General features: G+C 65.6%; 20 protein-coding genes. 9 read left to right on the forward strand and 11 right to left on the reverse strand.

Annotation, left to right across the window (positions count from 1 at the left end):
* The first annotated feature begins 3 nt into the window (after window positions 1-3).
* Genes AB7F11_RS12170 through AB7F11_RS12180 form a run of 3 tightly spaced genes read left to right on the forward strand, consistent with a single transcriptional unit; the run spans window position 4 to window position 4,371 of the window.
* Window positions 4-894, forward strand: coding sequence for a DMT family transporter (locus AB7F11_RS12170; protein ID WP_428288785.1), 891 nt, complete (start codon window positions 4-6; stop codon window positions 892-894).
* Window positions 895-921: 27 nt separating this feature from the next.
* Window positions 922-1,779 (forward strand): sulfurtransferase, encoded by an 858-nt coding sequence (locus AB7F11_RS12175; RefSeq protein ID WP_428288784.1) that lies wholly within the window; start codon window positions 922-924, stop codon window positions 1,777-1,779.
* Between the two features lie 21 nt (window positions 1,780-1,800).
* Entirely contained in the window at window positions 1,801-4,371 is a 2,571-nt protein-coding gene (locus AB7F11_RS12180; protein WP_428288783.1) for a PAS domain-containing sensor histidine kinase, read from the forward strand.
* Here the strand turns inward: AB7F11_RS12180 and AB7F11_RS12185 are convergent.
* The 3 genes from AB7F11_RS12185 to polA form a co-directional block, all read right to left on the reverse strand.
* Entirely contained in the window at window positions 4,363-5,181 is an 819-nt protein-coding gene (locus AB7F11_RS12185; RefSeq protein ID WP_428288782.1) for a ZIP family metal transporter, read from the reverse strand. The two genes, AB7F11_RS12180 and AB7F11_RS12185, sit on opposite strands and share 9 nt — an antisense overlap.
* Before the next feature lie 81 nt (window positions 5,182-5,262).
* A complete protein-coding gene (locus AB7F11_RS12190; RefSeq protein ID WP_428288781.1) occupies window positions 5,263-6,162 on the reverse strand; it encodes a dienelactone hydrolase family protein in 900 nt (299 codons plus the stop codon).
* 144 nt (window positions 6,163-6,306) lie between these two features.
* Entirely contained in the window at window positions 6,307-9,120 is a 2,814-nt protein-coding gene (polA, locus tag AB7F11_RS12195) for a DNA polymerase I (RefSeq protein ID WP_428288780.1), read from the reverse strand.
* Between the two features lie 115 nt (window positions 9,121-9,235).
* Between polA and AB7F11_RS12200 the strand changes: the two genes are divergently transcribed.
* The 4 genes from AB7F11_RS12200 to AB7F11_RS12215 are packed head-to-tail and all read left to right on the forward strand — an operon-like array spanning window position 9,236 to window position 12,130.
* Window positions 9,236-9,559, forward strand: coding sequence for a hypothetical protein (locus AB7F11_RS12200; RefSeq protein ID WP_428288779.1), 324 nt, complete (start codon window positions 9,236-9,238; stop codon window positions 9,557-9,559).
* Window positions 9,560-9,570: 11 nt separating this feature from the next.
* A complete protein-coding gene (locus AB7F11_RS12205) occupies window positions 9,571-10,578 on the forward strand; it encodes a homoserine kinase (protein WP_428288778.1) in 1,008 nt (335 codons plus the stop codon).
* Window positions 10,575-11,381 carry a BPSS1780 family membrane protein gene (locus tag AB7F11_RS12210; RefSeq protein WP_428288777.1) on the forward strand — a complete coding sequence of 269 codons (807 nt, stop codon included), beginning with the start codon at window positions 10,575-10,577 and terminating at the stop codon, window positions 11,379-11,381. Before AB7F11_RS12205 ends, AB7F11_RS12210 begins: the two co-directional genes overlap by 4 nt.
* Window positions 11,378-12,130, forward strand: coding sequence for an iron dicitrate transport regulator FecR (locus AB7F11_RS12215; protein WP_428288776.1), 753 nt, complete (start codon window positions 11,378-11,380; stop codon window positions 12,128-12,130). Before AB7F11_RS12210 ends, AB7F11_RS12215 begins: the two co-directional genes overlap by 4 nt.
* A 13-nt stretch (window positions 12,131-12,143) precedes the next feature.
* On the opposite strand, the gene AB7F11_RS12220 is transcribed toward AB7F11_RS12215, so the two are convergent.
* Window positions 12,144-14,390 (reverse strand): PhoX family protein, encoded by a 2,247-nt coding sequence (locus AB7F11_RS12220; protein ID WP_428288775.1) that lies wholly within the window; start codon window positions 14,388-14,390, stop codon window positions 12,144-12,146.
* 109 nt (window positions 14,391-14,499) lie between these two features.
* Window positions 14,500-15,699 carry a glycosyltransferase family 4 protein gene (locus tag AB7F11_RS12225; protein WP_428300006.1) on the reverse strand — a complete coding sequence of 400 codons (1,200 nt, stop codon included), beginning with the start codon at window positions 15,697-15,699 and terminating at the stop codon, window positions 14,500-14,502.
* A 120-nt stretch (window positions 15,700-15,819) separates the two neighbouring features.
* Here AB7F11_RS12225 and AB7F11_RS12230 point away from each other — a divergent pair, with 120 nt between their 5' ends.
* Entirely contained in the window at window positions 15,820-16,425 is a 606-nt protein-coding gene (locus AB7F11_RS12230) for a hypothetical protein (protein WP_428288773.1), read from the forward strand.
* Between the two features lie 7 nt (window positions 16,426-16,432).
* Here the strand turns inward: AB7F11_RS12230 and AB7F11_RS12235 are convergent, their stop codons facing one another.
* Entirely contained in the window at window positions 16,433-18,079 is a 1,647-nt protein-coding gene (locus tag AB7F11_RS12235; RefSeq protein ID WP_428288772.1) for an aminotransferase class III-fold pyridoxal phosphate-dependent enzyme, read from the reverse strand.
* 61 nt (window positions 18,080-18,140) lie between these two features.
* Here AB7F11_RS12235 and asd point away from each other — a divergent pair, with 61 nt between their 5' ends.
* The gene (asd, locus tag AB7F11_RS12240) at window positions 18,141-19,028 is read left to right on the forward strand and encodes an archaetidylserine decarboxylase (protein ID WP_428288771.1); all 888 of its coding nucleotides are present in this window, start codon (window positions 18,141-18,143) and stop codon (window positions 19,026-19,028) included.
* Window positions 19,029-19,101: 73 nt separating this feature from the next.
* Here the strand turns inward: asd and arsC are convergent, their stop codons facing one another.
* The 5 genes from arsC to AB7F11_RS12265 are packed head-to-tail and all read right to left on the reverse strand — an operon-like array spanning window position 19,102 to window position 23,244.
* Window positions 19,102-19,536, reverse strand: coding sequence for an arsenate reductase (glutaredoxin) (arsC, locus tag AB7F11_RS12245; protein ID WP_428288770.1), 435 nt, complete (start codon window positions 19,534-19,536; stop codon window positions 19,102-19,104).
* Window positions 19,537-19,540: 4 nt separating this feature from the next.
* Window positions 19,541-20,566 (reverse strand): ACR3 family arsenite efflux transporter, encoded by a 1,026-nt coding sequence (gene arsB, locus AB7F11_RS12250; protein ID WP_428288769.1) that lies wholly within the window; start codon window positions 20,564-20,566, stop codon window positions 19,541-19,543.
* A 9-nt stretch (window positions 20,567-20,575) separates the two neighbouring features.
* Complete coding sequence (locus tag AB7F11_RS12255; protein WP_428288768.1) at window positions 20,576-20,899, reverse strand: ArsR/SmtB family transcription factor; 324 nt, start codon at window positions 20,897-20,899, stop codon at window positions 20,576-20,578.
* Window positions 20,892-22,157, reverse strand: coding sequence for an organoarsenical effux MFS transporter ArsJ (gene arsJ / locus AB7F11_RS12260; protein ID WP_428288767.1), 1,266 nt, complete (start codon window positions 22,155-22,157; stop codon window positions 20,892-20,894). The genes AB7F11_RS12255 and arsJ overlap by 8 nt, the downstream gene beginning before the upstream one ends.
* Window positions 22,158-22,200: 43 nt before the next feature.
* Complete coding sequence (locus AB7F11_RS12265; RefSeq protein ID WP_428288766.1) at window positions 22,201-23,244, reverse strand: ArsJ-associated glyceraldehyde-3-phosphate dehydrogenase; 1,044 nt, start codon at window positions 23,242-23,244, stop codon at window positions 22,201-22,203.
* Window positions 23,245-23,317 lie beyond the last annotated feature (73 nt).

Genomic DNA, 23,317 nt, shown 5'->3' on the forward strand with positions numbered 1-23,317 from the left:
AGCATGCAAGCCTGGTGGATCGTGCTGGCCTCGCTGCTCTTCGCCTCCATGGCGGTGTGCATCAAATACGCCTCGGCGTACTTCAACAGCTTCGAGATCGTGTTTTACCGAGGCCTGCTGGGCGTGATGTTCCTGATGGGCATGGCCCGAATGCAGGGCGTCTCGCTGCGCACCAGCGTGCCTGCGATGCACGCCTGGCGCGGCGTGGTCGGGGTGATCTCGCTGGCCACGTGGTTCTATGCAATCGCCCATCTGCCCCTGCCCACGGCCATGACGCTGAATTACATGAGCAGCGTGTGGATCGCCACGTTTCTGCTGGGTGGCGCGCTGCTGATGCAGGGACGCAACGTGCCCCTGCGCCACCAGGGCCCGCTGTTCCTGACTGTGATGGCCGGATTCGCCGGTGTGGCCATGATGCTCAGGCCCTCGCTCAACGAAGACCAGGTGGTCGGCGCCTTTGTGGGCCTGCTTTCCGGCGTGTTCGCCGCCCTCGCCTACCTGCAGGTCGCAGCGCTCTCGCGCGCCGGCGAACCCGAGAGCCGCACGGTTTTCTATTTCTCACTCTGCGCCGCGCTGGTCGGTGGCATGGGCATGCTGTTCACTGGCGTCAGCGCCTGGCACTGGCCATCGGCGCTGTGGTTGCTGCCCACCGGTCTGCTGGCGGTGATGGGCCAACTCTGCCTGACACGGGCCTACTCCCAAGGCGCCACGATGGTGGCTGCCAGCCTTCACTACACCGGCATCGTGTTTGCCACGCTCTACAGCCTCGTCCTGTTCGGCGAGCACATTCCCCTCATCGGCTGGCTGGGGATGGCGCTGATCGTGGCCAGCGGCGTCGCGGCCACCGTGCTGAGGGCGAGGGCTGTTCCCAACGCGCCCGCCGAAGAGCACTGACCTGGCGCTCTACCGCACAATGCGCGCATGTACACCACCCTGATCACCCCCGGCCAGCTCCAGCAGCTCATCGACAGCAGCGCCCCGCTGCGCGTGCTGGATGCCAGTTTCGAACTGACGAAGCCCGACGCCGGCGCCGCCCAGTTCGAATCCGAACACATTCCAGGCTCGACCTACGTTCACCTGGACCATCACCTCAGCGACAAGACAGGCGCCGACCGCGCCAGCGGCGGTCGCCACCCGCTGCCCTCGCGAGAGACCTTCGCGCGGCGGCTGGGCGAACTGGGTGTGGCCAACGGCATGCAGGTGGTCGTGCTCGACAGGCAGGGCGCGAACTACTGCGGGCGCCTGTGGTGGATGCTCAAGTGGTGCGGCCACGAGGCGGTGGCGGTGCTGGATGGCGGACTGCCGGCCTGGAAGGCCCATGGCGGCCCGGTGACCAGCGGGCCGGCACCTGCCCCAGCCTCGGCCCGCTTCGAACTGCGGCCACCACTGGCGCACATCGCCACCACCGCCGAAATTGCGGGCTCGCTGGGTCGGCCCGGCCTCACGCTCATCGACGCACGCGCAGCCGCCCGGTTCCGTGGCGAGACCGAGCCACTCGATCCCGTGGCGGGCCACATTCCCGGCGCCCTCAACCGTCCTTTTGGCGAGAGCGTGACGAGCGATGGACGCTTCAAACCGGCGGCCGATCTGCGCGCCGAGTTCGACCGCCTGCTTGGTGGGCGCGATCCGGCCAGCGTGGTTCACCACTGCGGCAGTGGCGTGAGCGCGATCCCCAACCTGCTGGCCATGGAGCTGGCCGGCCTGGGCCGCGCACGGCTCTACCCGGGCAGTTGGAGCGAGTGGTGCAACACGCCGGGCCTGCCCATCGCGCAGGGCTGAGCGGCCCGACAACCCATCCCCATGGCGCGACCTTCTCAGAACCAGGAACCGGGGGCGGTACCCGTTCTGACGGGAGGGCCGCGCAAGCGCGTGCTCACGCTGCTATCGCTGGTGATCGGTCTGGCCTCTCTGCTGGTGCTGGTGCTCGACCTGCTCATGGCAAGCCCTGGCCAGCACGAGGCCTGGAATGCGGGCGCCCTGATGGTGGTGGCTGGCGTGGCTTGGTGGCTGGTTCGCACCGAGCGCGAACGGTACGTGGCCCACCTGATCGTGCTCGGCACCCTGCTGATCGCGATCAGTTCGGTGATCACCTATGGTTCCGTGCGCACCGCTGTGGGCTTCCTGTTCGTGGCCGCCGTCGCTGGCGCCGGCACCTTCCTGGGACGCACCGCGCTCATCCTCACCGTCATCGCCAGCGTCGGTGCGCTGGGCGTGCTCACGCTGGCGGAACACCAGGGCTGGCTCAGCGCCACGCCCTACTTCGAAGTCGGCGTTCGCGTGTGGATCACGCATTCCGCCACGCTGGTGGTGGTGGCCGTGATGGCCTATCACAGCCGGCGGCAGTTGCGGGAATCTTTCGCACGCCAGTCCGACGAGCTGGAGCGGCGCAAGAAAACCGAGCTGGAACGCGACCGCAACCTGGAACGTTTCGCCCGCATCTTCCGCACCAACCCCAGCCCCATGGTGGCGCAGTCCGCCCGCTCAGGCATGATTCTGGACGTCAATCCCGCCTTTGAGCGCTGCTATGGTTACCAGCGCTCCCAGGTACTCGGCCGCCAGGACAGCTTTCTTTGGGCATCGCAGGAAGAGCGCGAGTCGTTCATGACCTTCCTGTTTGCCAGACGCCGTGCCGAGCAGTACGCCGCGCACGGCCAGCGCGCCGACGGCAGCGTGTTCGACGCGCTCGTCTCCAGCGAAATGGGCGACGACCCTGAAGACAAACTGATCATCACCACGATTTCCGACGTGAGCGCGCAGAACGAAGTGCTTGAACGGCTGCGCCGCTCCGAAGAACGCTTCTCCAAGGCGTTCAACTTCAGTCCCCTGAACATGACGCTCACGCGCCTGTCCGACGGTTCGTTCATCGAGGTCAATCGAGCAGAAGACCGGGCTCAGGGCCTCGCACCGGCAGACTTCAAAGGCAAGACCTCGGTCGACATCGGCGCCTGGCTCACGCCGCAGGACCGGGAGTTGTTCGTCGCCCGCCTGCTGCGCGAGGGCCGCATCGACGGCTACGAAACGCGCATGCGTCACAAGGACGGATACCTCGTGGACACCCGGCTCTGGGCCGAACTCGTGGAGGTCGATGGCGAACGCTGCATCCTCTCTTGCACCGTCAACATCACCGAAGAGAAGAAGCGCGAAACACTGCTCCTGAACGTGGCCAGGGGTGTGGCCGCCGAAACCGGCGAAGTCTTTTTCGGTGCCCTCACCCGTCACCTGGAAGAAACCATAGGCGCCGACATGGTGGTGATCGGCGAGTGCCGTGACGATGGTCGGGTGCGCACGCTGGCGATCCAGCAGAACGGCCAGGCCGCGTCCAATTTCAGTTTCAACCCGAAGGGAACACCCTGCGGCCAGACTTTGCAGCAGCAAGACATGCTGGTGTGCGCCCATGAACTGGCCGAGCAATACCCGCAGGCCACCAGCCTCGTTGCCTCGGGCTGCAAGGCGTACCTGGGCAAGGCGCTGCGCGACGCCGACGGTACGCCCATTGGTGTGATTTTTGCGCTATGGGGACGCGAGGTGGAAATCCGTCCCGACGCGCAGGCGCTGATCGCCATCTTCGCCAGCCGCGCCAACGCCGAGCTGGTGCGGCTGCGGCGCGACCGCGAGATCCAGCAGTTCAATGAAACGCTGGAGCAACGTGTGCGTGAGCGCACCGCCGATCTGCAGAACCTCAACGCCGAACTCGATTCCTTCGCGTATTCGGTGTCGCACGACCTCAAGTCCCCGTTGCGCGCCATCGACGGGTTCACGCGACTGCTGGACGAGGCGCTGGGCGATCGCCTGAGCGCAGACGAACGTCAGTTGCTCGATCGCGTGCTCCACTCCACTTCGCGCATGGGCTCGCTCATCAACGACCTGCTCGCCCTGGCGCGCGTGAGCCAGGGTCGCCTGGAGCCTCAGAACGTGAATCTCAGCGCACTGGCCAGCCAGGTGCTGCTGCAGGAACGCCAGAAGCACCCCGAGCGCGACATCGAATACCGGGTGGAGCCCGATCTGCAGGCCCATTGCGACCCCCGCCTGGCGCGCATCGCCCTGGAGAACCTGTTTGCCAATGCCTTCAAGTACACCCGCACCCGCGAGCACACGCTGATCGAGTGGGGATGGATGCCCGCACAGGGCGGCCAGCCAGCTCAATTCTTCGTGCGCGACAACGGCGTGGGCTTCGACATGGCCTATGCCGACAAGCTCTTCAAGCCCTTTCAGCGGCTGCACATGCCCAGCGAGTTCGAAGGCACTGGCATCGGCCTGGCCACCGTGCGTCGCATCATCGAGCGCCATGGTGGCTCGATCCGCGGAGAAGGCAAGCCCGGCGAGGGTGCCGTGTTCTCTTTCAGCTTCGGCGACCCGCCCACGTCAGTGTGAGGCGTGGGCCAGACCGCTGACCAGCGTGACCAGACCAATGCCCGCCAGCAGCCAGGCGATCTGCGCCACCGTGGCGCGCAACCCCACCCGCTTCTGCAACTGCGGAATCAGGTCGGCCAGCGCCACATAGACGAAACTGCTGGACGCTGCCACCAGGAAGTACGGCAGGTAGTCCGCCAGACGCGCCAGCAGGAAATACCCCACGAGGCCTCCCAGCGCCGTGACGGTGCCAGCGAGTGACACCTTGACGAGCGCGGCACGCGTGGTGGCGGAAGTCTGCCGCAGCACCACCAGATCCCCCATGTGGTGAGGCACCTCATGCGCCAGCACCGCCAGCGCGGCGATCACACCCAGGCGCATGTCGGCCATGAACGCCGAGGCGATCAGGATCCCATCGCCGAACGCATGCACGCTGTCCCCGGCAAGAACCGCCCAGCCACCCGATCGCGGCTCGTCATGACGATGGTGATGGCGGTGGTGTGCATGGCCCTCGTGGGCGCCATGCGCATGGCCCGCGCCGCCGCCTTCCTGGTGGTGCTCATGCCCGTGGTGCCAGAGCTCGGCCTTGTCGAGCAGGAAAAAGAACACCAGGCCACCCAGCAACAGGGCAAACAGCTCGTGTGCGCTGGCCTCGCTCTCGAAAGCCTCCGGCAGCAAATGCATGAACGCGGTGGCCATGAGCGCGCCCGCCGCCATGCTGAGCATGTGCTGGGTGTAGCGCGCCATCATGGCAAAGCCCAGCAGGGCGGCCAGCCAGACGCTGCCCACGCCGGCGGCGACGGTTCCGATCAGGATCGCGATCAAGGTCATGTTGTTCTGCTCGATTCAGCCAGATTCAGCCACAAAAAAGGGCCGCTTTCAGCGGCCCCGGTCAACGGTGCGGGTGCAGCCTCAGGCCACGCCGTGCTGCTTGAACCACGCCAGGGCGCGGTTCCAGCCGTCCTCGGCCGCTTCCTTTCGGTAGCTCGGCCGGTAGTCGGCGTGGAACGCGTGCGGCGCGTTCCGGTACATCACGAAGGTCGACTTTTTGGCGGCAGCACCGCCAACGGCCAAGGCATTTTGCATCTTAGCAACCGTGTCAAGGGGGATGCCCGTGTCCTCGCCACCATACAGGCCCAGCACCGGGCCATTGAGCTGCACCGCCACGTCCAGCGGGTGTTTCGGGCTGAGCGGGCTGGCCGCGCCGACCAGCCGGCCATACCAGGCCACACCCGCCTTCACCGCCGGATTGTGCGCGCTGTACAGCCAGACCTGGCGACCGCCCCAGCAGAAACCGGTGATGCCCAGCTTGCGGGTGTTGCCGCCATTGGCGGCGGCCCACTTCACCGTGGCGTCCAGATCGCCCATCACCTGGGCGTCGGGCACCTTGGAAACCACCTCGGCGATCAGTTTGGCGATCTCTCCATAGCTCTGCGCGTCGCCCTGACGCACGAAGAGCTCGGGCGCAATGGCCAGGTAGCCGGCCTTGGCAAAGCGGCGCGCGGTGTCCGCGATGTATTCGTGCACGCCAAAGATCTCGGAACACACCAGCACCACCGGCAGGCCCGTCTTGCCAGCCGGCGCTGCGCGGTAGGCCGGCATCTTGAAGCCGTTGACGTCGATCATGACCTCGCCCACGGTCAGTCCGTCGGAAGGCGTCTTGATCGCCGTCTGCGCCATCAATGGCGCCGCAGCCGCGGCATACCCCACGCCGAGAGCAGCCTTGAGGGCTGTGCGACGGGTGGCCCCGTGTTCGGTGGACTGTCCGGGCAACAAAGCGTCAAGGTCCTGTGCGTGTCGTTCGTCGAGCATGTTGGCGTCTCCTTCAGGTGGGTGGAAAAACAAATGATTCGATTCAACGCGGGAAGTTCAGCTCGACGGAGGGTCTTGCAGAAATGACGCGGAACTGGCTCAGCCAGGCCACAGGCACTGACCCCTGCGGAAAAGCGCCAACGTTCAGTGCGCCTTGTCCCAGTTCGGCCCCACGCCCACTTCAGCCAGCAGCGGCACCTTGAGCGCCGCCACACCGGCCATGAGGTGCGGAATCTCCGACTTGAGCCATTCCACTTCGCCCTCAGGCACCTCGAACACCAGCTCGTCGTGTACCTGCATGATCATCCGGGTGCCGCGCCGCTGTTCGTCCAGTGCCTTCTGCACGGCCACCATGCTGAGCTTGATGAGGTCGGCCGCCGTGCCCTGCATGGGCGCGTTGATCGCGGCGCGTTCGGCGCCGCTGCGGCGCGGGCCGTTGGGGCTGTTGATCTCGGGCAAATACAGGCGCCGACCAAAAACGGTCTCCACATACCCTTTGGCCTTGGCGCTCTGGCGCGTGTCGTCCATGTACCGCTTCACGCCTTCAAATCGCTCGAAATAGCGTGTGATGTAGTTTTTGGCGGCGGTGTTGTCGATGGCCAGCGCCTTGGCCAGGCCGAAGGCACTCATGCCGTAGATCAGGCCGAAGTTGATCACTTTGGCATAGCGACGCTGCTCGCTGCTGACCTGCGCGGCCTCCACGCCGAACACCTCGGCGGCGGTGGCGCGGTGCACGTCCAGGCCCTCGTGAAAGGCGTGCAGCAGGGCCTCGTCGCCGCTGATGTGGGCCATGATGCGCAACTCGATCTGCGAGTAGTCGGCGCTGGCAATCACATGTCCGGCCGGCGCCACGAAGGCCTCGCGCACGCGACGGCCCTCGGGGGTGCGGATGGGGATGTTCTGCAGGTTGGGGTCGTTGCTGGAAAGGCGCCCCGTGACGGCCACCGCCTGTGCGTAGTGTGTGTGGACGCGGCCGGTGCGCGGCAGCGCGAGCTGGGCCAGCTTGTCGGTGTAGGTGCCCTTGAGCTTGGACAGGCCCCGGTGCTCAAGAATCTTGGCGGGCAGCGGGTAGTCCTCGGCCAGCTTTTCCAGCACTTCTTCGTCGGTGCTGCGCGCGCCGGTGGCGGTCTTCTTGACGACGGGCAGGCCGAGCTTGTCGAAGAAGATTTCGCCGAGTTGCTTGGGGCTGGCCAGGTTGAAGGGCTGACCCGCAATGGCGTAGGCCTCCTGTTCCAGGGCCACGATGCGCTGACCGAGCTCGTGGCTCTGCGCGGCCAGCGTGGGTGCGTCGATCAGCACGCCGTTGCGCTCGATGCGGTAGAGCGCCTCGCTGCTGGCGATTTCCAGTTCGTAGATGAACTTCAGCTTTTCATCGGCCTGCAGCCGGGGCCACAGCGCCAGGTGAACGTCCAGCGTCTGGTCGCTGTCCTCGCACGAATACTCGGCGGCCTTGGCCACGTCAACCTGGGCAAAGGGAATCTGGTGCGCGCCCTTGCCGCACAGGTCCTCGTAGTTGATGCCCTGCCGCCCGAGGTGCCGTTCGGCCAGGCTCGCCAGGCCGTGGGGCTTGTGCACTTCCAGCACGTAGCTCTGCAGCATGGTGTCGTGCGCATAGCCCTGTACCTCGATACCGTGGTTGGCGAACACGTGGCGGTCGTACTTCACGTGCTGGCCGAGCTTGTGCCTGCCACCGTCCTCCAGCCAGGGCTTGAGTCGTGCCAGCACTTCATCGAACGGCAGTTGCGGTGGCGCGTCGGGGCCGCTGTGCCGAAGCGGAATGTAGGCCGCCTCGCCGGGCTTCACGCTGAAGCTGATGCCCACGATCTCGGCGCGCATCTCGTCGAGCGAGGTGGTCTCGGTGTCGATGGCCACGAGCTCGGCCGCCTGAATCCGGGCCAGCCAGTCGTCGAACAGGGCCCAGTCCAGGATGGTGTCGTACTTCAGATTGGTGGCCTTCGTGGTGCCACTCAGGTCGGGCTCATCGAAAAGGCCCGGCCCAGCGTTGCCCGAACGGGACTTGCGTTCTTCGATCAGTTCGGGCGGCACATCGTGCTGCTCCAGCGCCTTGACCAGGCCCTTGAAGCCGTACTTCTCGCTGAATGCCTTGAGTGCGTCGGTGTCTTGTCCGCCAATGGTGATGGCTTCCAGCGATGGCAGGCCTTCGATGTATTCCCCGAGATCGCAATCCGTCTTGATGGTGAGGAGCTCGCGGCCCTTGGGCAGCCAGTCGAGTGCGTTGCGCAGGTTTTCGCCCGCCACGCCCTTGATTTCACCGGCACGCGCCACCAGCGCTTCCAGTGAACCGTATTCGAGCAACCACTTCACCGCCGTCTTGGGGCCGACCTTGGGCACGCCGGGCACGTTGTCGACCTGGTCGCCAACCAGCGTCTGGTAGTCCAGCATCAGGCTGGGCGGCACGCCGAACTCCGCCGTCACACCCGCAACGTCGCGGCGGCGGTCGTTCATGGTGTCGATCACGGTGATGTGCTCGTTCACCAGCTGGCTCAGGTCCTTGTCGCCGCTGGAAATGATGCAGGTGATGCCTTGCTGGGCGGCCACATGGGCCAGTGTGCCGATCACGTCGTCGGCCTCCACCCCGGGCACGTCCAGCACCTTCCAGCCCAGCAGCCTCACGACTTCGTGGATCGGGCCGATCTGCGAGCGCAGGTCGTCGGGCATCGGCGAGCGGTTGGCCTTGTATTCGGGGTACAGCGCATCGCGGAACGTGGGGCCCTTGGCGTCGAACACGCAGACCGCATAGTCGGCGCGCACGTCCTTTCGCAGCTTCTGCATCATGTTCACCATGCCCCGTATCGCCCCCGTGGCGGGGCTGGACGGATCGCCCGGCACGGCCCGCAGGTCGGGCATGGCGTGGAAAGCGCGGTAGAGGTAGCTGGATCCATCGACCAGCAGCAGCGTGGGCGCGGGGTTCGGGGTGGGGGTCGGGGCTTCGGACATGGCGCGATTGTGGCGGAGATCGCGCCACATCCAGCCGGGCGCGGACTGCGTATCCAGTGGTAACCGGCTCCCGCCTCCTTCAGGCGCGGGCGGCCTGCCTTGCCTACAATGCCGCATGAACCCGAACATCCGCCGTCCCCTCGCCCTGCTCACCCTGGGCTTGTGCGCCACACTGCCCGCCCTGGCCCAGGTGGCCCCCGTCGAATCGCCGCGCGAGCCAGCCTCGCCGCGCGACCGCATCGAGCGCATCACCCACGAAGACCGCCTGACCCGCATCGACGAAGTGCGTGTGGGCGGCCAGACGCAGAGCATCGACGTTCAGCCCAAGAATGGCGCCCCGGCGTATCAGGTTCAGCCGGAATCGAGCGGCTCGACCGATTCCGGGGGCAAGCGCATCGGCAACGCCGGGCGCAGCAGCTGGCGCGTGCTGAACTTCTGATCGTCTGCCACATGGCCGTCTACACCGAAGTCGCGTTTGCAGAAGCCGCCGCCCTTCTCCACACCCTCGACCTGGGAGACCTCACCGAACTTCGGGGCATCCAGGGCGGCATCGAAAACACCAACTACTTCGTGACCAGCGAGCGCGAGGGCGTCACCCACGAACACGTGCTGACCGTGTTCGAACGCCTGAGTTTCGAGCAGTTGCCGTTTTACCTGCACCTGATGAAGTTTCTTGCCGAGCGCGGCATCCCGGTGCCGGCACCGGCGGCCAACGCCCAGGGCGAGATCCTGCACACGGTGCAGGGCAAGCCAGCGGCGGTGGTGGCCAAGCTGCGCGGGCGCAGCGACCTGGCGCCCGGCGTGGCCCAGTGCGAGGCGGTGGGGACCATGCTGGCGCGCATGCACCTGGCCGGACGCGATTTCGCCATGAACCAGCCCAACCTGCGCGGGCTGCCCTGGTGGAACGAGACTGTGCCGGTGGTGCTGCCCTTCCTCGAAGCGCCGCAGGCGGACCTGATCCGTTCGGAACTGGCCTACCAGAACCACGTGGCGCTCAGCCCAGCCTACGCTGCTCTGCCGCGCGGACCGATCCACGCCGACCTGTTCCGCGACAACGCCATGTTCGAGGACGGCGAGCTCACGGGTTTCTTTGATTTCTACTTTGCCGGCTGCGACACCTACCTGTTCGACATCGCGGTCTGCCTCAACGACTGGTGCGTGCTGCACGACGAGAACCACGACGGTTCGCTGGACACGCCGCGCTCGCTGGCCCTGCTCGCCGCCTACCAGTCCATTCGTCCCCTGAACGCCGCCGAGCGCGCCCTGCTGCCGGCCCTGCTGCGTGCCGGTGCCCTGCGGTTCTGGATTTCCCGCCTGTGGGATCTGCACCTGCCGCGCGAGGCCGCGCTGCTGCAGCCCCACGACCCTACCCATTTCGAACGCGTGCTGAGAGCGCGCGTGCGTGACGCGCGCGCGCTCTCGACCCTGTTGCGCGAAGACGCCCTGCAACCCGCATGAAACTCCACCTCGTCCCGGCCAGCACCGGCCTGCAATGGGTCAAGCTCGGCGTGAAGACATTTTTCCGCCAGCCCCTGGCCATGTCCGGCCTCTTCTTCATGTTCATGGCGGCGGTCTCGGTGATTTCGCTGGTGCCGGTGCTGGGCACCGCGATCTCGCTCGCGCTGGTACCGGCCGCCACGCTGGGCCTCATGGCCGCCAGCCAGGAGGCATTCAACGGCCGCTTTCCCATGCCGTCGCTGCTGATCTCGGGGTTCCGCGCCGGTCCTGCCAAGACGCGCAACATGCTCATCCTTGGAGCCATGTACGCCGCCGGGCTGATGCTGGTACTTGGCGTGTCCGCCGTGTTCGGCACGGACGTGTCGCCCCCTGCGGAAATGCCAGAGGGCGACGTCTCGCCGGAGATGGTGCGCGACCTGTTTGCCAACCAGGGTCTGTGGGCGGCGATGGTGCTTTACCTGCCGCTGCTCATGGCGTTCTGGCATGCGCCCGCGCTGGTGCACTGGCACGGCGTGAGTCCACTCAAGAGCCTGTTCTTCAGCCTGCTGGCCTGCTGGTCCAACAAGGGCGCCATGCTCGTCTACTTTTTCGGCTGGGTCGGTGTGTTCATGCTGGTGGGCCTGTTCATGAGCCTGCTGGCGACGCTGCTCGGCGGCTCCCAGGCGCTCAACCTGATCCTCTACCCCATGGTGCTGTTCATGGCGTCCATGTTTCACACCTCCATCTACTTCAGCGTCCGCGACAGTTTCATGGCCGAAGACGGCACCGCCCTCCCCGATTCCACCTCTGGAGACAACGCATGACCCAGCACATCCTGCAAGGCCGCAGCGAAGACGAGATCCTGTGGTTCCAGCGCCGCGACACGCTCAAGGCCGCCGCCGCCTGGGCATTGGCGGGCGGACTGCCCGCTGCCATGGCCCAGCAGCGCAGCAACGTGGTGGAGTTCGTCGGCGACGTGATGCTCAACGGACAGCGCATGCTGCCGCAGCAAACCGTGCAGACCGGCGACGACATTCTCACCGGCCCGGCCTCGCGACTGGTGTTCCTTATTGGCAACGCCGCGTTTCATGTGCGGCAGAACTCGCGCCTGCGGGTGGAACGCGGCGCCACGCTGAACACCGCGAGCCTGTTGCGCCTGCTCTCCGGCGCCGTGGTGAGCGCCTTCGGCCGGGGCAGCAACCGCAGCATCGTCACGCCCACACTTACCGCGGGCATCCGCGGCACCGGGGTGTACACCGAGATCATGGCCGACCAGGGCGGGCGCACCTATTTCTGCAACTGCTACGGCACGGTGGACATGGAGTCCAACGGCAACAGGGCGGTGTCTGTCTCCAGCTATCACCAGTCGTTCTGGGGTGAGGTGCAGCCGCGGGGCGGACGCTTCCTCACGCCCGCGCCGGCACTCAACCACACCGATGAAGAACTCGAATTCCTCGCCCGCCTGATCGGGCAACGCACGGCCTGGCAGATCATGGGCCAGACCGGCGTGAAGGACGGGCGGGGCTACATGGAGCAGCGTCCGCCCGAGGCCCACCCGGCCGCGCCGCGCTGAGGCGGCGCCGGGATCAGAGGCCGATCAGGCCACCGTCGGTGCGGGTGATGACGATGGTGGCCGAGCGCGGACGACCGGTCGGACCATAGCCCTGATTGCCGGGCCACTGGCTCTGGAAGGTGAACGGCCCGGCGCCATAGGCCGGCGTGCTTTCACCGGGGTGCTGAACGTTCACAAACAGCGTGCGCCCATCCGCCGACTCGGTGATTCCAGTGATTTCGCAGCCCGGTGTGCCCACCAGAAAGCGCCGCAGTCTGGTCTCGCCCAGCGCAGCGCCCAGGAAGGTGTTCTGTGTACCGGTGCTGCCGCCCAGGTTGTTGTTCACCGCGATGGCACCGCCATCACCCACCGTGCCGGGAATCGCCGCCAGCAGCATGCAGTTGGTCACATCGGTGTAGGCGCCGTCGTCGGTCTGAATCCAGCAGATGCCCGTGGCCTGGCTGAACCACAGGCCGTCCGGGGAGGCAAAGTCGTTCTTGGCGTTCAGGCCAGACAGGTTGATGTCCGCGCCCGAATCTTCTTCAGCACCGAAGAGAAAGATGTCCCAATTGAAGGACAGTGCATTGGAGGCACCGGCCAGTTCCTTGAAACGGATGATGTGGCCGTGCGGATTGCCGGTGCGGGCACGACCGTCCGAGTCGGCGTAGGCGCGCGGGTTGGCGGCGTCGGCATTGGCCACATTGCGGCTGGCGTTGTTGGTCATGGTGAAGTAGACCTCGCCGTTCTTCGGATTCACGGCACCCCATTCCGGACGGTCCATCTTGGTGGCACCCAGCGCATCGGCGGCGTGGCGCGCATTCACCAGCACGTCGGCCTGGTTGGCGAACACGTAGGTGGCGTAGCCGGAGATCAACGGGTTGGCGATGTTGAGTTCGAGCCACTCGCCGCTGCCGTTGACGTTGAACTTCGCCACATAGAGTTTGCCTTCATCGAGGTACTTGTCTCCGGCGGCCAGGCCACCGCCCACGTCGCTGGCGCTCCACACGGCCGTGGAGACGAACTTGTAGATGTACTCGTTCTGCGAATCGCAACCCATGTAGAAGGCCAGCGGCTGGCCCACCACCGGAATGCTGCACACGGCAGCCTCGTGCGCGAAACGGCCCATGGCCACGCGCTTGGCAGGCGTGCCGCTGGTCAGTGGGTCGATCTCCACGTTGAAGCCGAAGGTGTTGGGCTCGTTGCGGAAGTCCTGTGCCGCACCCGCACCGGGCGCCGAAATGTCCCAGCGGCCAAAGCGGTCATCGGTGGCAGCGGTGGCGGTGGCGAACCAGCCCTGCGAGCCAGCGCTGGTGGCGCCGCCTGCGATGGGTGTGCGCGCCACACCATAGCGCTGGCGCGAGGTGCTGGTCTTGGCATCCACAGGTGCGGACCCCTGTGGCATGTTGAAGTAGGCCGCCCAGTTTTCTTCACAAGCCAGGTAGGTGCCCCAGGGCGTCTTGCCGTGGCCGCAATTGTTGATGGTGCCGCGCGAGGTGGCACCGGTGGTGTCGAACTTCGTCACCATGAACGCGCGAATGTCGGCCAGGTGGGCCGCCGGGCCTGCGATGCGCATGGGCGACTGGCCGGTGACGCGGCGGTTGTAGAGCGAGTCCAGCTTGTAGACCCACTGCCCGGAGCCATTCTTGCCGACCTCGGCCACCGAAACGCCGTGGTGGTTGATTTCCTTGAGCACTTCGAGCTCGGGCCGGACACCCAGGTCCCAGCCACCGAACTGGCTGAATTTCTTGCCGGTCACGCCGCCAGAAGTCTGGCCCGTGGGGTGGAAAAAATGCGAGTCGGCTGAACTTTCGTGGTTGACCACCAGCACGGCGCGGCCGGTGTCGGTGTTGGTGTAGCGGCCCAGCGCGTCGATGTAGAAGATGTCCATGCCGTCGTGGTGATCACCCACGCGCATGGTCCATTCGTCGGTCTCGGTGCCCAGGTTGCTGTAGGCGGGAATGCTGGAGACCAGGCGGTCGCCGGTGGCGTGCAGCACGGTGTAGGTGTAGCCCGCCGGCAGCGTGACGCTGTCGAGCAGGTTCTTGTCGATGGCATCGAAGCCCAGCGCGGTCTCGGCCGGCGTGCCCGGACCCGGTGTTGCCGCATCATCGCCACCGCCGCCACACGCGGACAGGAACGGAATGCTGGAGAGCGCGGCCAGCCCGATGCCGCCACGAATGAGGTTGCGGCGGTTCAACGGCGTGTGGCTGCTGCGTTCCAGCACGTCATGAAAGTGTTCGTTGGGCGAGTCGTTGCAGGAGTCGTCTGAATGGTGGGACATGGTCGAGTGCGTGGGTGGTTGAATGACCACCGCAGTGTCCCGAGCAGACATGACGCTTCCGTGAATCGGACAAAAACCCCCGCCCGTACCCCGGCCAACCGCGGCGACATCATCGCGTCACATTTGCAGCCACGCGCAGAAACAAGCCTTCCACCTGCCGCGCGATCTGCTGCCAGTCGAGCTGCGCAACCTGTGCACGGGCTCGCGAACCGGCCTGCGCGATTCGAGCGGGCTGCGCCGCCAGGTGAGCTGCAGCGCTCAGAAAGGCGGCTTCATCGTTCGGCGCCACCAGCCAGCCGTTGCCATCGTGCTGGACCCAGTCCGCTGCGGCTGCGGTGTTGAACGCGAGCACCGGCAAGCCACTGGCCAGCGCCTCCACGGTCACATTGCCAAAGGTTTCCGTGACGCTGGGAAACAGGAACACATCGGCCGAGGCATAGAAGGTCGCCAGCTCGTCCTGCGGTCGCATGCCGGCGAAGACCGCCTGCGGGCAACGCTGGCGCAAGCTCTCGCGCAGCGGCCCGTCGCCCACGAAGACCAGCTTCACGTCGGCGTGCCGCGTGCTCATGGTCTCGAAGGCGCGCAGCGCCGTGTCCAGATTCTTCTCGGCCGCGAGGCGTCCCACAACCAGCAGCACCAGGCTGCGCCCACTCGCCCCCCAGGAGGCACGCAGGGCGTTGCTGCGGCGCTCAGGGTTGAACAACTGCGTGTCCACGCCACGCGCCACGACCTGCACGTTCTCGAAACCGATCTCGCGGAGTTCGGCGCGCAGCGCCTGCGTGGGCACCATGGTCAGCTGCGTGAGGTTGTGGAACTTGCGCAGGTAGGCCACGATGGGCTTGCGCAGCCAGCCCACGCCATAGTGGTGGCTGTAGGCATGGAAGTTGGTGCGGAAATCGGAAGTGACGGGCAGGCGCAGATGGCGCGCGGCCTGCAGCGCAGACCACCCCAGCGGACCCTCGGTCGCGATGTGCACCAGGTCTGGTCGCCGGCGCGTCCAGGCCAGCACCAAGGCGCGCTTGCCCGGCAGGCCGAGCTTGAGCTCGGGGTAGCGAGGGATGGGCATGCCTCGCATCAGCATCTCTTCAAATCCGGTGAGGCACACCGCCTGGTCCACACGCGTCTGGCGCGGCCGGATCAACTGCACCTGATGGTTGCGCGCACACAGCCCTCTCACGAGCCGCGAGAGTGTGAGCGACACCCCGTTGATCTCGGGTGGCCAGGTTTCGGTCACCACCGAGAGGCGCAACGAGGGGCTGGAGGCCGGGTATTCCTCCACCAGGATCTGATCCGAGTGCAATGGCGTCATGCCGGCATGTTCCGGCGCGATTGCAACAAGGCGATGACAGCGCGCGACTGTCACCGTGCTTTCACACGTGCGCGCAACCATGTCATGCGCCTGTCGCGCCCCTGCCCCCATGGAGCTGCCGTGAACGAGTTTTTCAGGAACCTTGAAACCCAGCGCTGGGACGACCACCGCTACTACCACCACAGTCGAATCAACCAGACGCTGCACTTCATCAGCGCCATGAGCTTTGTGGTGGCCTACGCGCTGCTATGGACCGACCCGGTGCTTTCGGCGCTGATCGCCTGGCTGGTCGCGATGACCAGTCGCCAGGCTGGCCACTTCTTCTTTGAGCCCAAGGGCTACGACCACGTGAACCAGGCCACGCATGAACACAAGGAGGCCATCAAGGTGGGCTACAACCTGCGCCGCAAGGTGGTGCTGATGACGTTGTGGGCGGGCACGCCACTGCTGGTCTGGGCGGTCCCTGGCGTGTTCGGGCTGTTCGAGCCACCCACCGCGTGGATGGAGTTCATCCGCCAGGTCGGCACGCTGTGGCTCGCACTCGGTGTGGGGGGTCTGCTGTTTCGCACCGTGCACCTGTTCTTCATCGCCGACGTGCAGACCGGCCTGGTGTGGATGACCAAGATCCTCACCGACCCGTTCCACGACATCAAGCTCTATCACAAGGCGCCGCTGTATCTGATGCGCGGCCAGCTGATCGACCCCGGCGTCGCCCAGCGCAGCTGACGGCGCTTCATCCCCGCCAGTGTTGCCACATCTCGCGCAGCACCTGGCGGCGGATGGCCTTGTGGGTGGTGCCCGGTGCCGTCCACCACCAGCCCTGGCTTTTCATGTCTTGCGCTGCGGCCACGCAGCGGCGCAAAACCTCTTCAAATTCATCGTCGTGCAGATCCAGGCGGAAGATCAAGCGGCCGGTGCCAATCCAGCTCAAGGCCAGGCCATGCCAGCGCAGGAAGTACTGGTACATCCAGTGATACCGACCCGGCTCGGAGTAGGCGAGCATCCACACGCTTTGCAGGTTCGCAGCGCGCACCGGGAGGCCCTGCGCCGCCATCGCTTCGTTGAACCGCTTTGCCCGCGCATCCCACTTCGCGTCCTGGTTCACATACAAGGCCTGAATCTCAGGCGTCTGCAAGCGGCGCAGAAAAGCGTTCATGCCCCCCATGACGTAGGGATGCGCATTGAAGGTGCCACGCGCAAAGCACACATCGGCAGGGCGCTCGGGGCGAAAGCGTTTCATCAAACCGGCACGGCCACACACCACACCCACCGGGTAGCCGCCCGCGAGCGTCTTGCCATAGGTGACCAGATCGGCGCGCACGCCGAAGTACTCCTGGGCGCCGCCCGGCGCGAGCCGGAAGCCGAGAAACACCTCGTCAAAGATCAGCACGATGCCGCGCTCGTTGCAGACCTCCCGGAGCTGCTTCAACCACGCGGTGTAGGCGGCACGGTCATAGCCGGCGCTGCGGCTGCCGTCCACCAGCGTGGAGTCGCCCGGCGCGTTGCGGTTGGGGTGCAGGGCCTGCAGCGGGTTCACCAGCACGCAGGCAATGTCGCGCCGCGTGCGCAGCACCTGCAGGCTCTTCGGGTCCATGTCTTTCAGCGTGTAGGTCTCGCGCGGCGGCATCGGGTTGCCGGGGCCGGGTTGCACGTCTTCCCACCAGCCGTGGTAAGCGCCGCAGAATCGCACCAGGTTCTTGCGGCGCGTGTGGTAACGCGCCAGGCGCACGGCCTGCATCACCGCTTCAGTGCCCGACATGTGGAACGACACCTGTTCCTGTCCCGAGATGGCCTTGAGGCGCGCGATGTTCTCAGTCACACAGGGGTGGTAGGCGCCGAGCACGGGGCCCAGCGCTTCGCCAATGCGTGCGCCCTCGGCCATGCAGGCCTTGTAGAAATCCACACCGAACACATTCACGCCGTAGGAACCGGTGAGGTCGATGAAGCGGTTGCCATCGAGATCGGTCACGCTGCTGCCTTCGGCCGAGGCCACGAAGGCGCCCACCTTGAGGCGCTCGTGCACATAAGGACTGAACTGGAAGGGCACCCGGTAACGGCCGGTGAACTGCAGGTCGGCCAGGCCTTCTCGTGCTTGCGCGCTCAGCTCGAGGCTTTTCGCGTAACGCTGCGCATAACCGGCTGCCAAGGTATCGAAGGACGCCCGGCGCAGGTGAGCCACGTCGGCCGGTGCGCCATCGCAATCAAAGAAGCCGGTTTCGTCCAGGGCATAACCCGGCAGCCACGAGGCCAGGCGCTTGGCCATGCGCGAGTGACCGGCGAGCGAGCGGTGCTTGGCGCGCGAGAGCTGAAGGCGCTGCCGCAGATAGGGCATGGCCAGCGCCAGCGAACCCAGAGGCAATACGTAGGACAGGTAAGACATGCGGCAAACGCTCCCAGGCGGTGGATGTGTGTCGTTTGTAGGTCGACCACATGACGCACACATGAACATTTCAAGACAACTGCAGCGCCTCGCCTTGAACGAGGACATCAACTTCCTGCTCACCAACCGGGTGCCGCGCGCCGCGCTCACGCGTTTCATGGGCTGGTTCAGCCGCATCCGCCACCCCTGGGTGAGAGATGTCTCCATGGCGGTTTGGCGCGCCTTCACCGTCCTCGACCTGAGCGAAGCGAAGAAGACCTCCTTCGACAGCCTGCACGACTGCTTCGTGAGAGAACTCAAGCCGGGGGTGCGGCCCGTCGATCCACGCCCAGAGGTTCTGTCCAGCCCCTGCGACGCCATCGTCGGCGCCTGTGGCCGCATCGGCGACGACCCGGGGGCACAGGTGTTCCAGGCCAAGGGCTTCCCCTATCCGCTGGCCGACTTGCTGGGCCAAGGTGTGCGCGCGAAGGCGATGATCGACACGCTGCGCGGCGGCAGCTATGTCACGCTGCGGTTGACCTCCAGCATGTACCACCGCTTCCACGCGCCGGCAGCGCTGTCGCTGGAGCATGTGACCTACCACTGCGGCGACACCTGGAACGTGAACCCGATCGCGCTCAAGCGCATCGAGCGCCTGTTCTGCAAGAACGAACGGGCCGCTTTGCACGCCCGCCTGGAAGACGGTACTCCGCTGCTGATGGTGCCAGTGGCCGCCATTCTGGTGGCCAGCATGCGGCTAAAGGCGGTGGATGTGGCCCTCAACGCCCAGTACCGGGGCCCGCACCAGTTGCCCTGTGCCGCGCGCTACGACAAGGGCGAAGAGATGGGCTGGTTCGAGCACGGCTCGACCATCCTGGTTTTCACACCACCCGGTATTTCCCTGAGCGATGGCGTGGACACGGGCCGCCGCATCCGCATGGGCGAGGCCTTGTTGGTACGACGCTCCTGAGGCAGCGGGCCAGAAGCGCTTCAGTGCGATGGAGGACGATGACGCCGCGCCTGGTCTGCAAGCCCGGACTGCATCACCGGCAGCGTCGAACCTGGACACGCGCTCCCTTCTCGTCCACCACCCGTTCGCCGTCTTCCTTGATGAATGCGCCCTGTTGTGGGCGCGGCAGGATGTCCAGCACCCGCTCCGAAGGACGGCACAGGCAAGTGCCCAGCGGCGTCACCACGATGGGTCGGTTCATCAGGATGGGGTGCTGGCCGATGAAGTCCAGCAGTTGCTCGTCGGTCCAGTGCGCATCGCCGAGACCCAGTGCGGCGTAGGGTGTGCCCTTCTCGCGCAGGATGTCGCGCACGGTGCAGCCCATGTCGGCCACGAGGCGTTTCAGCGTTTCGCGGCTCGGCGGCGTCTTCAGGTACTCGATGACCTGCGGTTCTTCACCGCTGTTGCGGATGAGCGCGAGCGTGTTGCGCGAGGTGCCGCAAGCGGGGTTGTGGTAGATCGTGATCATGGATTCAGTTCTTCGCAGATGGATGGGCCGGGCGCCAGGCATTGACCAGCGCCACCAGCGAAAGCATGACCGGCACTTCCACCAGCACGCCGACCACGGTGGCCAGGGCTGCGCCCGAGTTCAGGCCGAACAATGAAATGGCCACCGCCACGGCCAGTTCGAAGAAGTTGGAAGTGCCGATGAGGCAAGCAGGCCCTGCGATGTCATGGCGCAGCTTGAGCCACCTGGCACCCCACCAGGTGATGAAGAAAATGCCGTAGGACTGAACGATCAGCGGCACCGCGATGAGCGCGATCACCAGCGGCTGCGCCACGATGGTCCGCGCCTGGAAGCCGAACAGCAGCACCACCGTGGCGATCAGGCCTGCCACCGACCAGGGCTTGAGCTTCGCCACCAAGTCCGCCACCGCATGGTCGGTCTTTCGGCTCAGCGCGTACCGCGTGGCCATGCCGGCCAGCAGCGGCAGCACCACATACAGCACGGTGGCGAGCAGCAGCGTTTCCCAGGGCACGGTGAGGTCGGTGAGGCCCAGCAGGAAGGCCGCGATGGGCGCGTAGGCCACGACCATGATGAGGTCGTTGATGGACACCTGCACCAGCGTGTAGTTGGCATCGCCCTTCACCAGCTGGCTCCACACGAACACCATGGCCGTGCAGGGCGCCACGCCGAGCAGGATCATGCCGGCGATGTATTCCTTCGCGGAGTCGGGATCGACCCACGGCGCAAACAGGTACTGGAAGAACAGCACGCCGAGCGCCGCCATGGTGAAAGGCTTGATGAGCCAGTTGACCACCAGGGTGAGCGCCAGCCCCTGCGGCCGCTGGCCCACGTCCTTCATGGCCGACCAGTCGATCTGGATCATCATCGGGTAGATCATCACCCAGATGAACACGGCCACCACGAGGTTGACGTGCGCGATCTCCAGCCCCGCCACCAACTCGAACACCCCAGGCCAGGCCAGGCCCAGCGCCACACCCAGGGCAATGCCGCAGGCCACCCACACCGTCAAATATCTCTCGAACAAACCCATGGCACGGCCTCAGCAAGGGTCGCAAGCGACCGAGTTGACTTCGCACGGCTGCCCTTCGCAGCAATGCGCGGTGAGAAAACCCAGCAGGCCATTCATTTGCGCAAAGTTCGCGCGGTAGATGAGATGGCGACCATCGCGTTCGCTGCTGGCCAGACCGGCGTGGACCAGTTCCTTGAGGTGAAACGAAATGGCGGTGGGCGATGTGCCCAGTTCTTCAGCCATGCGGCCTGGTAGAACACCCTTCGAGCCCGCCACCACCAACATGCGGAAGATGCGCAACCGCGTCTCCTGCGCGAGCGCCCCCAGGGCGCGAACCACATCGGTTTCATTCATGGAGCAGCTCCGTCTGTGCAATGGAAGAATTCGCCTGCTTCGTGAGTGGCAACTTCAGGGTGATCAGCCAGCAGATGCTCAGCATCACGGCCGAGCCCGCCAGGGCATAGACCAAACCGCCCCACTGGTACAGCAGGCCCGACATGAGCGTGCCCATGAAACGACCAAGCGCGTTGGCGGCGTAGTAGAAGCCCACGTCTTCGGCGGCCTTCTCGGACCCGGCGTAGGCCAGGATGAGGTAGGAGTGCACCGACGAGTTCACCGCAAAGGCAAAGCCGAAAAGGCCGAGGCCACCGACCACCACCCATTCAAGGAGTGGCATCTGCAGGAAAACGGCCAACGCGATGCCGACTGGCACCACCACCAGCAGCGCAGACCACAGGCGCGCGGCCGGCACCTCGGCGCTCAGGCCGTCGGCGCTTCGGTGCACCAGTTGCGGAGCCAGTGCCTGCACCATGCCGTAGCCGATGGTCCAGGCGGCCAGGAAGCCGCCCACCATGGTGAACGTCCAGCCCTGCGAATACAGGAACACCGGTACACCCACCACAAACCACACATCCCGCGCGCCGAACAGTGCCACGCGCGCCGCAGCCAGTGCGTTGATGCCCGCGTTCTTGGCAAACAGTTCCTTCGCCGATTTCGAGGCCTTGCTCTTGCCCATCATGGCCGGCAGCGAGCTCACGACGCCCACCAGCACCAGCGCCAGCAGGCCGGCCATGCACCACAGCGAAGCCTGAAAGCCGATGCCTTCCAGCAGCAGTCCTCCGAGAAAAAAGCCCACGCCTTTCATGGCGTTCTTGCTGCCGGTGAACCACGCCACCCATTTGAACAACTGGCCCGAGCCCTGCTCTTTCGCCTGCGCCGCAGTGACCTTGATCGCCGACTTGCTGGCGGTCTTGGTGAGGTCCTTCGCCACGCCGCAAATGCCCTGGGCCAGCACCACCCAGGCCACCGACATGGCCGCCGTCCACGCCGGATTCAGCAGGGAGAGCAGCGTGAAGCCGATGATTTGCGTGACCAGACCCACGGTGAGCATGCGCGTGATGCCGTAGCGCGTGGCCAGCCAGCCACCCATGAGGTTGGCGAGCACGCCCGCTGCTTCGTACAGCAGAAAGAGAAATGCCAGTGTGAAAGGTGAATAGCCGAGCTTGTAAAAGTGAAGCAGGACCAGCATGCGCAGCGCGCCGTCTGTGAGCGTGAAGCCCCAGTAGGCGGCGGTGACGATGGCGTAGTTGCGGGTGGCTTGATGGGAGGTCATTTGCTGGGATGGGCTTCGACAGGCTCAGCCCGAACGGGTTCGGTCAGACACAGGTGTTTTCCATGTGGCAGGCCAGGTCGACCATGCGGCAGGCGTAGCCCATTTCGTTGTCGTACCAGGCGTAGACCTTGAGCAACGTGCCGTCGGTGACCATGGTGGAGAGCGCGTCCACGATGGCGCTGCGCGTGTCGCGTGCATAGTCTGCGCTGACCAGTGGGCGCGTCTCGTAGCCCAGGATGCCGGCGAGCGGGCCTTGCGCTGCTTGCTCGAACAAGGTGTTGACCTCTTGCACTGTGGTCTCGCGCTTGAGCTCGAACACGCAATCGGTGAGCGAGGCGTTGAGCGCGGGCACTCGCACCGCATGGCCATTGAGCTTGCCCTTGAGTTCGGGGTAAATGAGTGCAATGGCGGTGGCGCTGCCAGTGGTGGTGGGCGCCAGGCTCATCAGCGCGCTGCGGGCGCGGCGCAAGTCTTTGTGTGGCGCGTCCACCACCAGGTTGGTGTTGGTCGGGTTGTGCAGCGTGGTGATCTGGCCGTGTCGGATACCGATCGCTCCATGCACCACCTGCACCACCGGCGCCAGGCAATTGGTGGTGCAGGAAGCGGCGGTGACGATGCGGTCGCGTGCCGGGTCGTACTTTGTGTGGTTCACGCCCACCACGATGTTGAGCACGCCACCCACTTTCACTGGCGCGGCCACCACCACGCGCTTCGCACCCCGGTCCAGGTGCCCCTGAAGCGTTTCAGGCGTGAGGAACTTGCCGGTGCACTCCAGGACCACATCCACACCCAGGTCACCCCAGGGAATCTCTGCCGCCGTGGCGTGGGCGCTGAAGGACATGCGATGCCCATCGACGCGGATGACGCCCTCCCCTTCGGCACCGATGTCGGCTCGCCACTTGCCCTGCACGCTGTCAAAGGCCAGCAAGTGCGCGGTGGCCGCAGCCCCACCCTTGATTTCATTCAGATGCACCACCTCCAGCCGGTTGCCCGCGCGGGGGTCGTCGCCCTGTCGCTCGGCGGCGCCCATGGCCGCACGCAGTGCCAGCCGCCCGATTCGGCCCATGCCGTTGATACCTACCTTCATCTGTCCCTCCGTCCGCGCATCACGCATCACCATTACATTTCAAGAAATGTTGAATTGTTTCATGGAACGGTGA

Source organism: Hydrogenophaga sp. (genome assembly GCF_050250835.1).
Lineage (GTDB): Bacteria > Pseudomonadota > Gammaproteobacteria > Burkholderiales > Burkholderiaceae_C > Hydrogenophaga.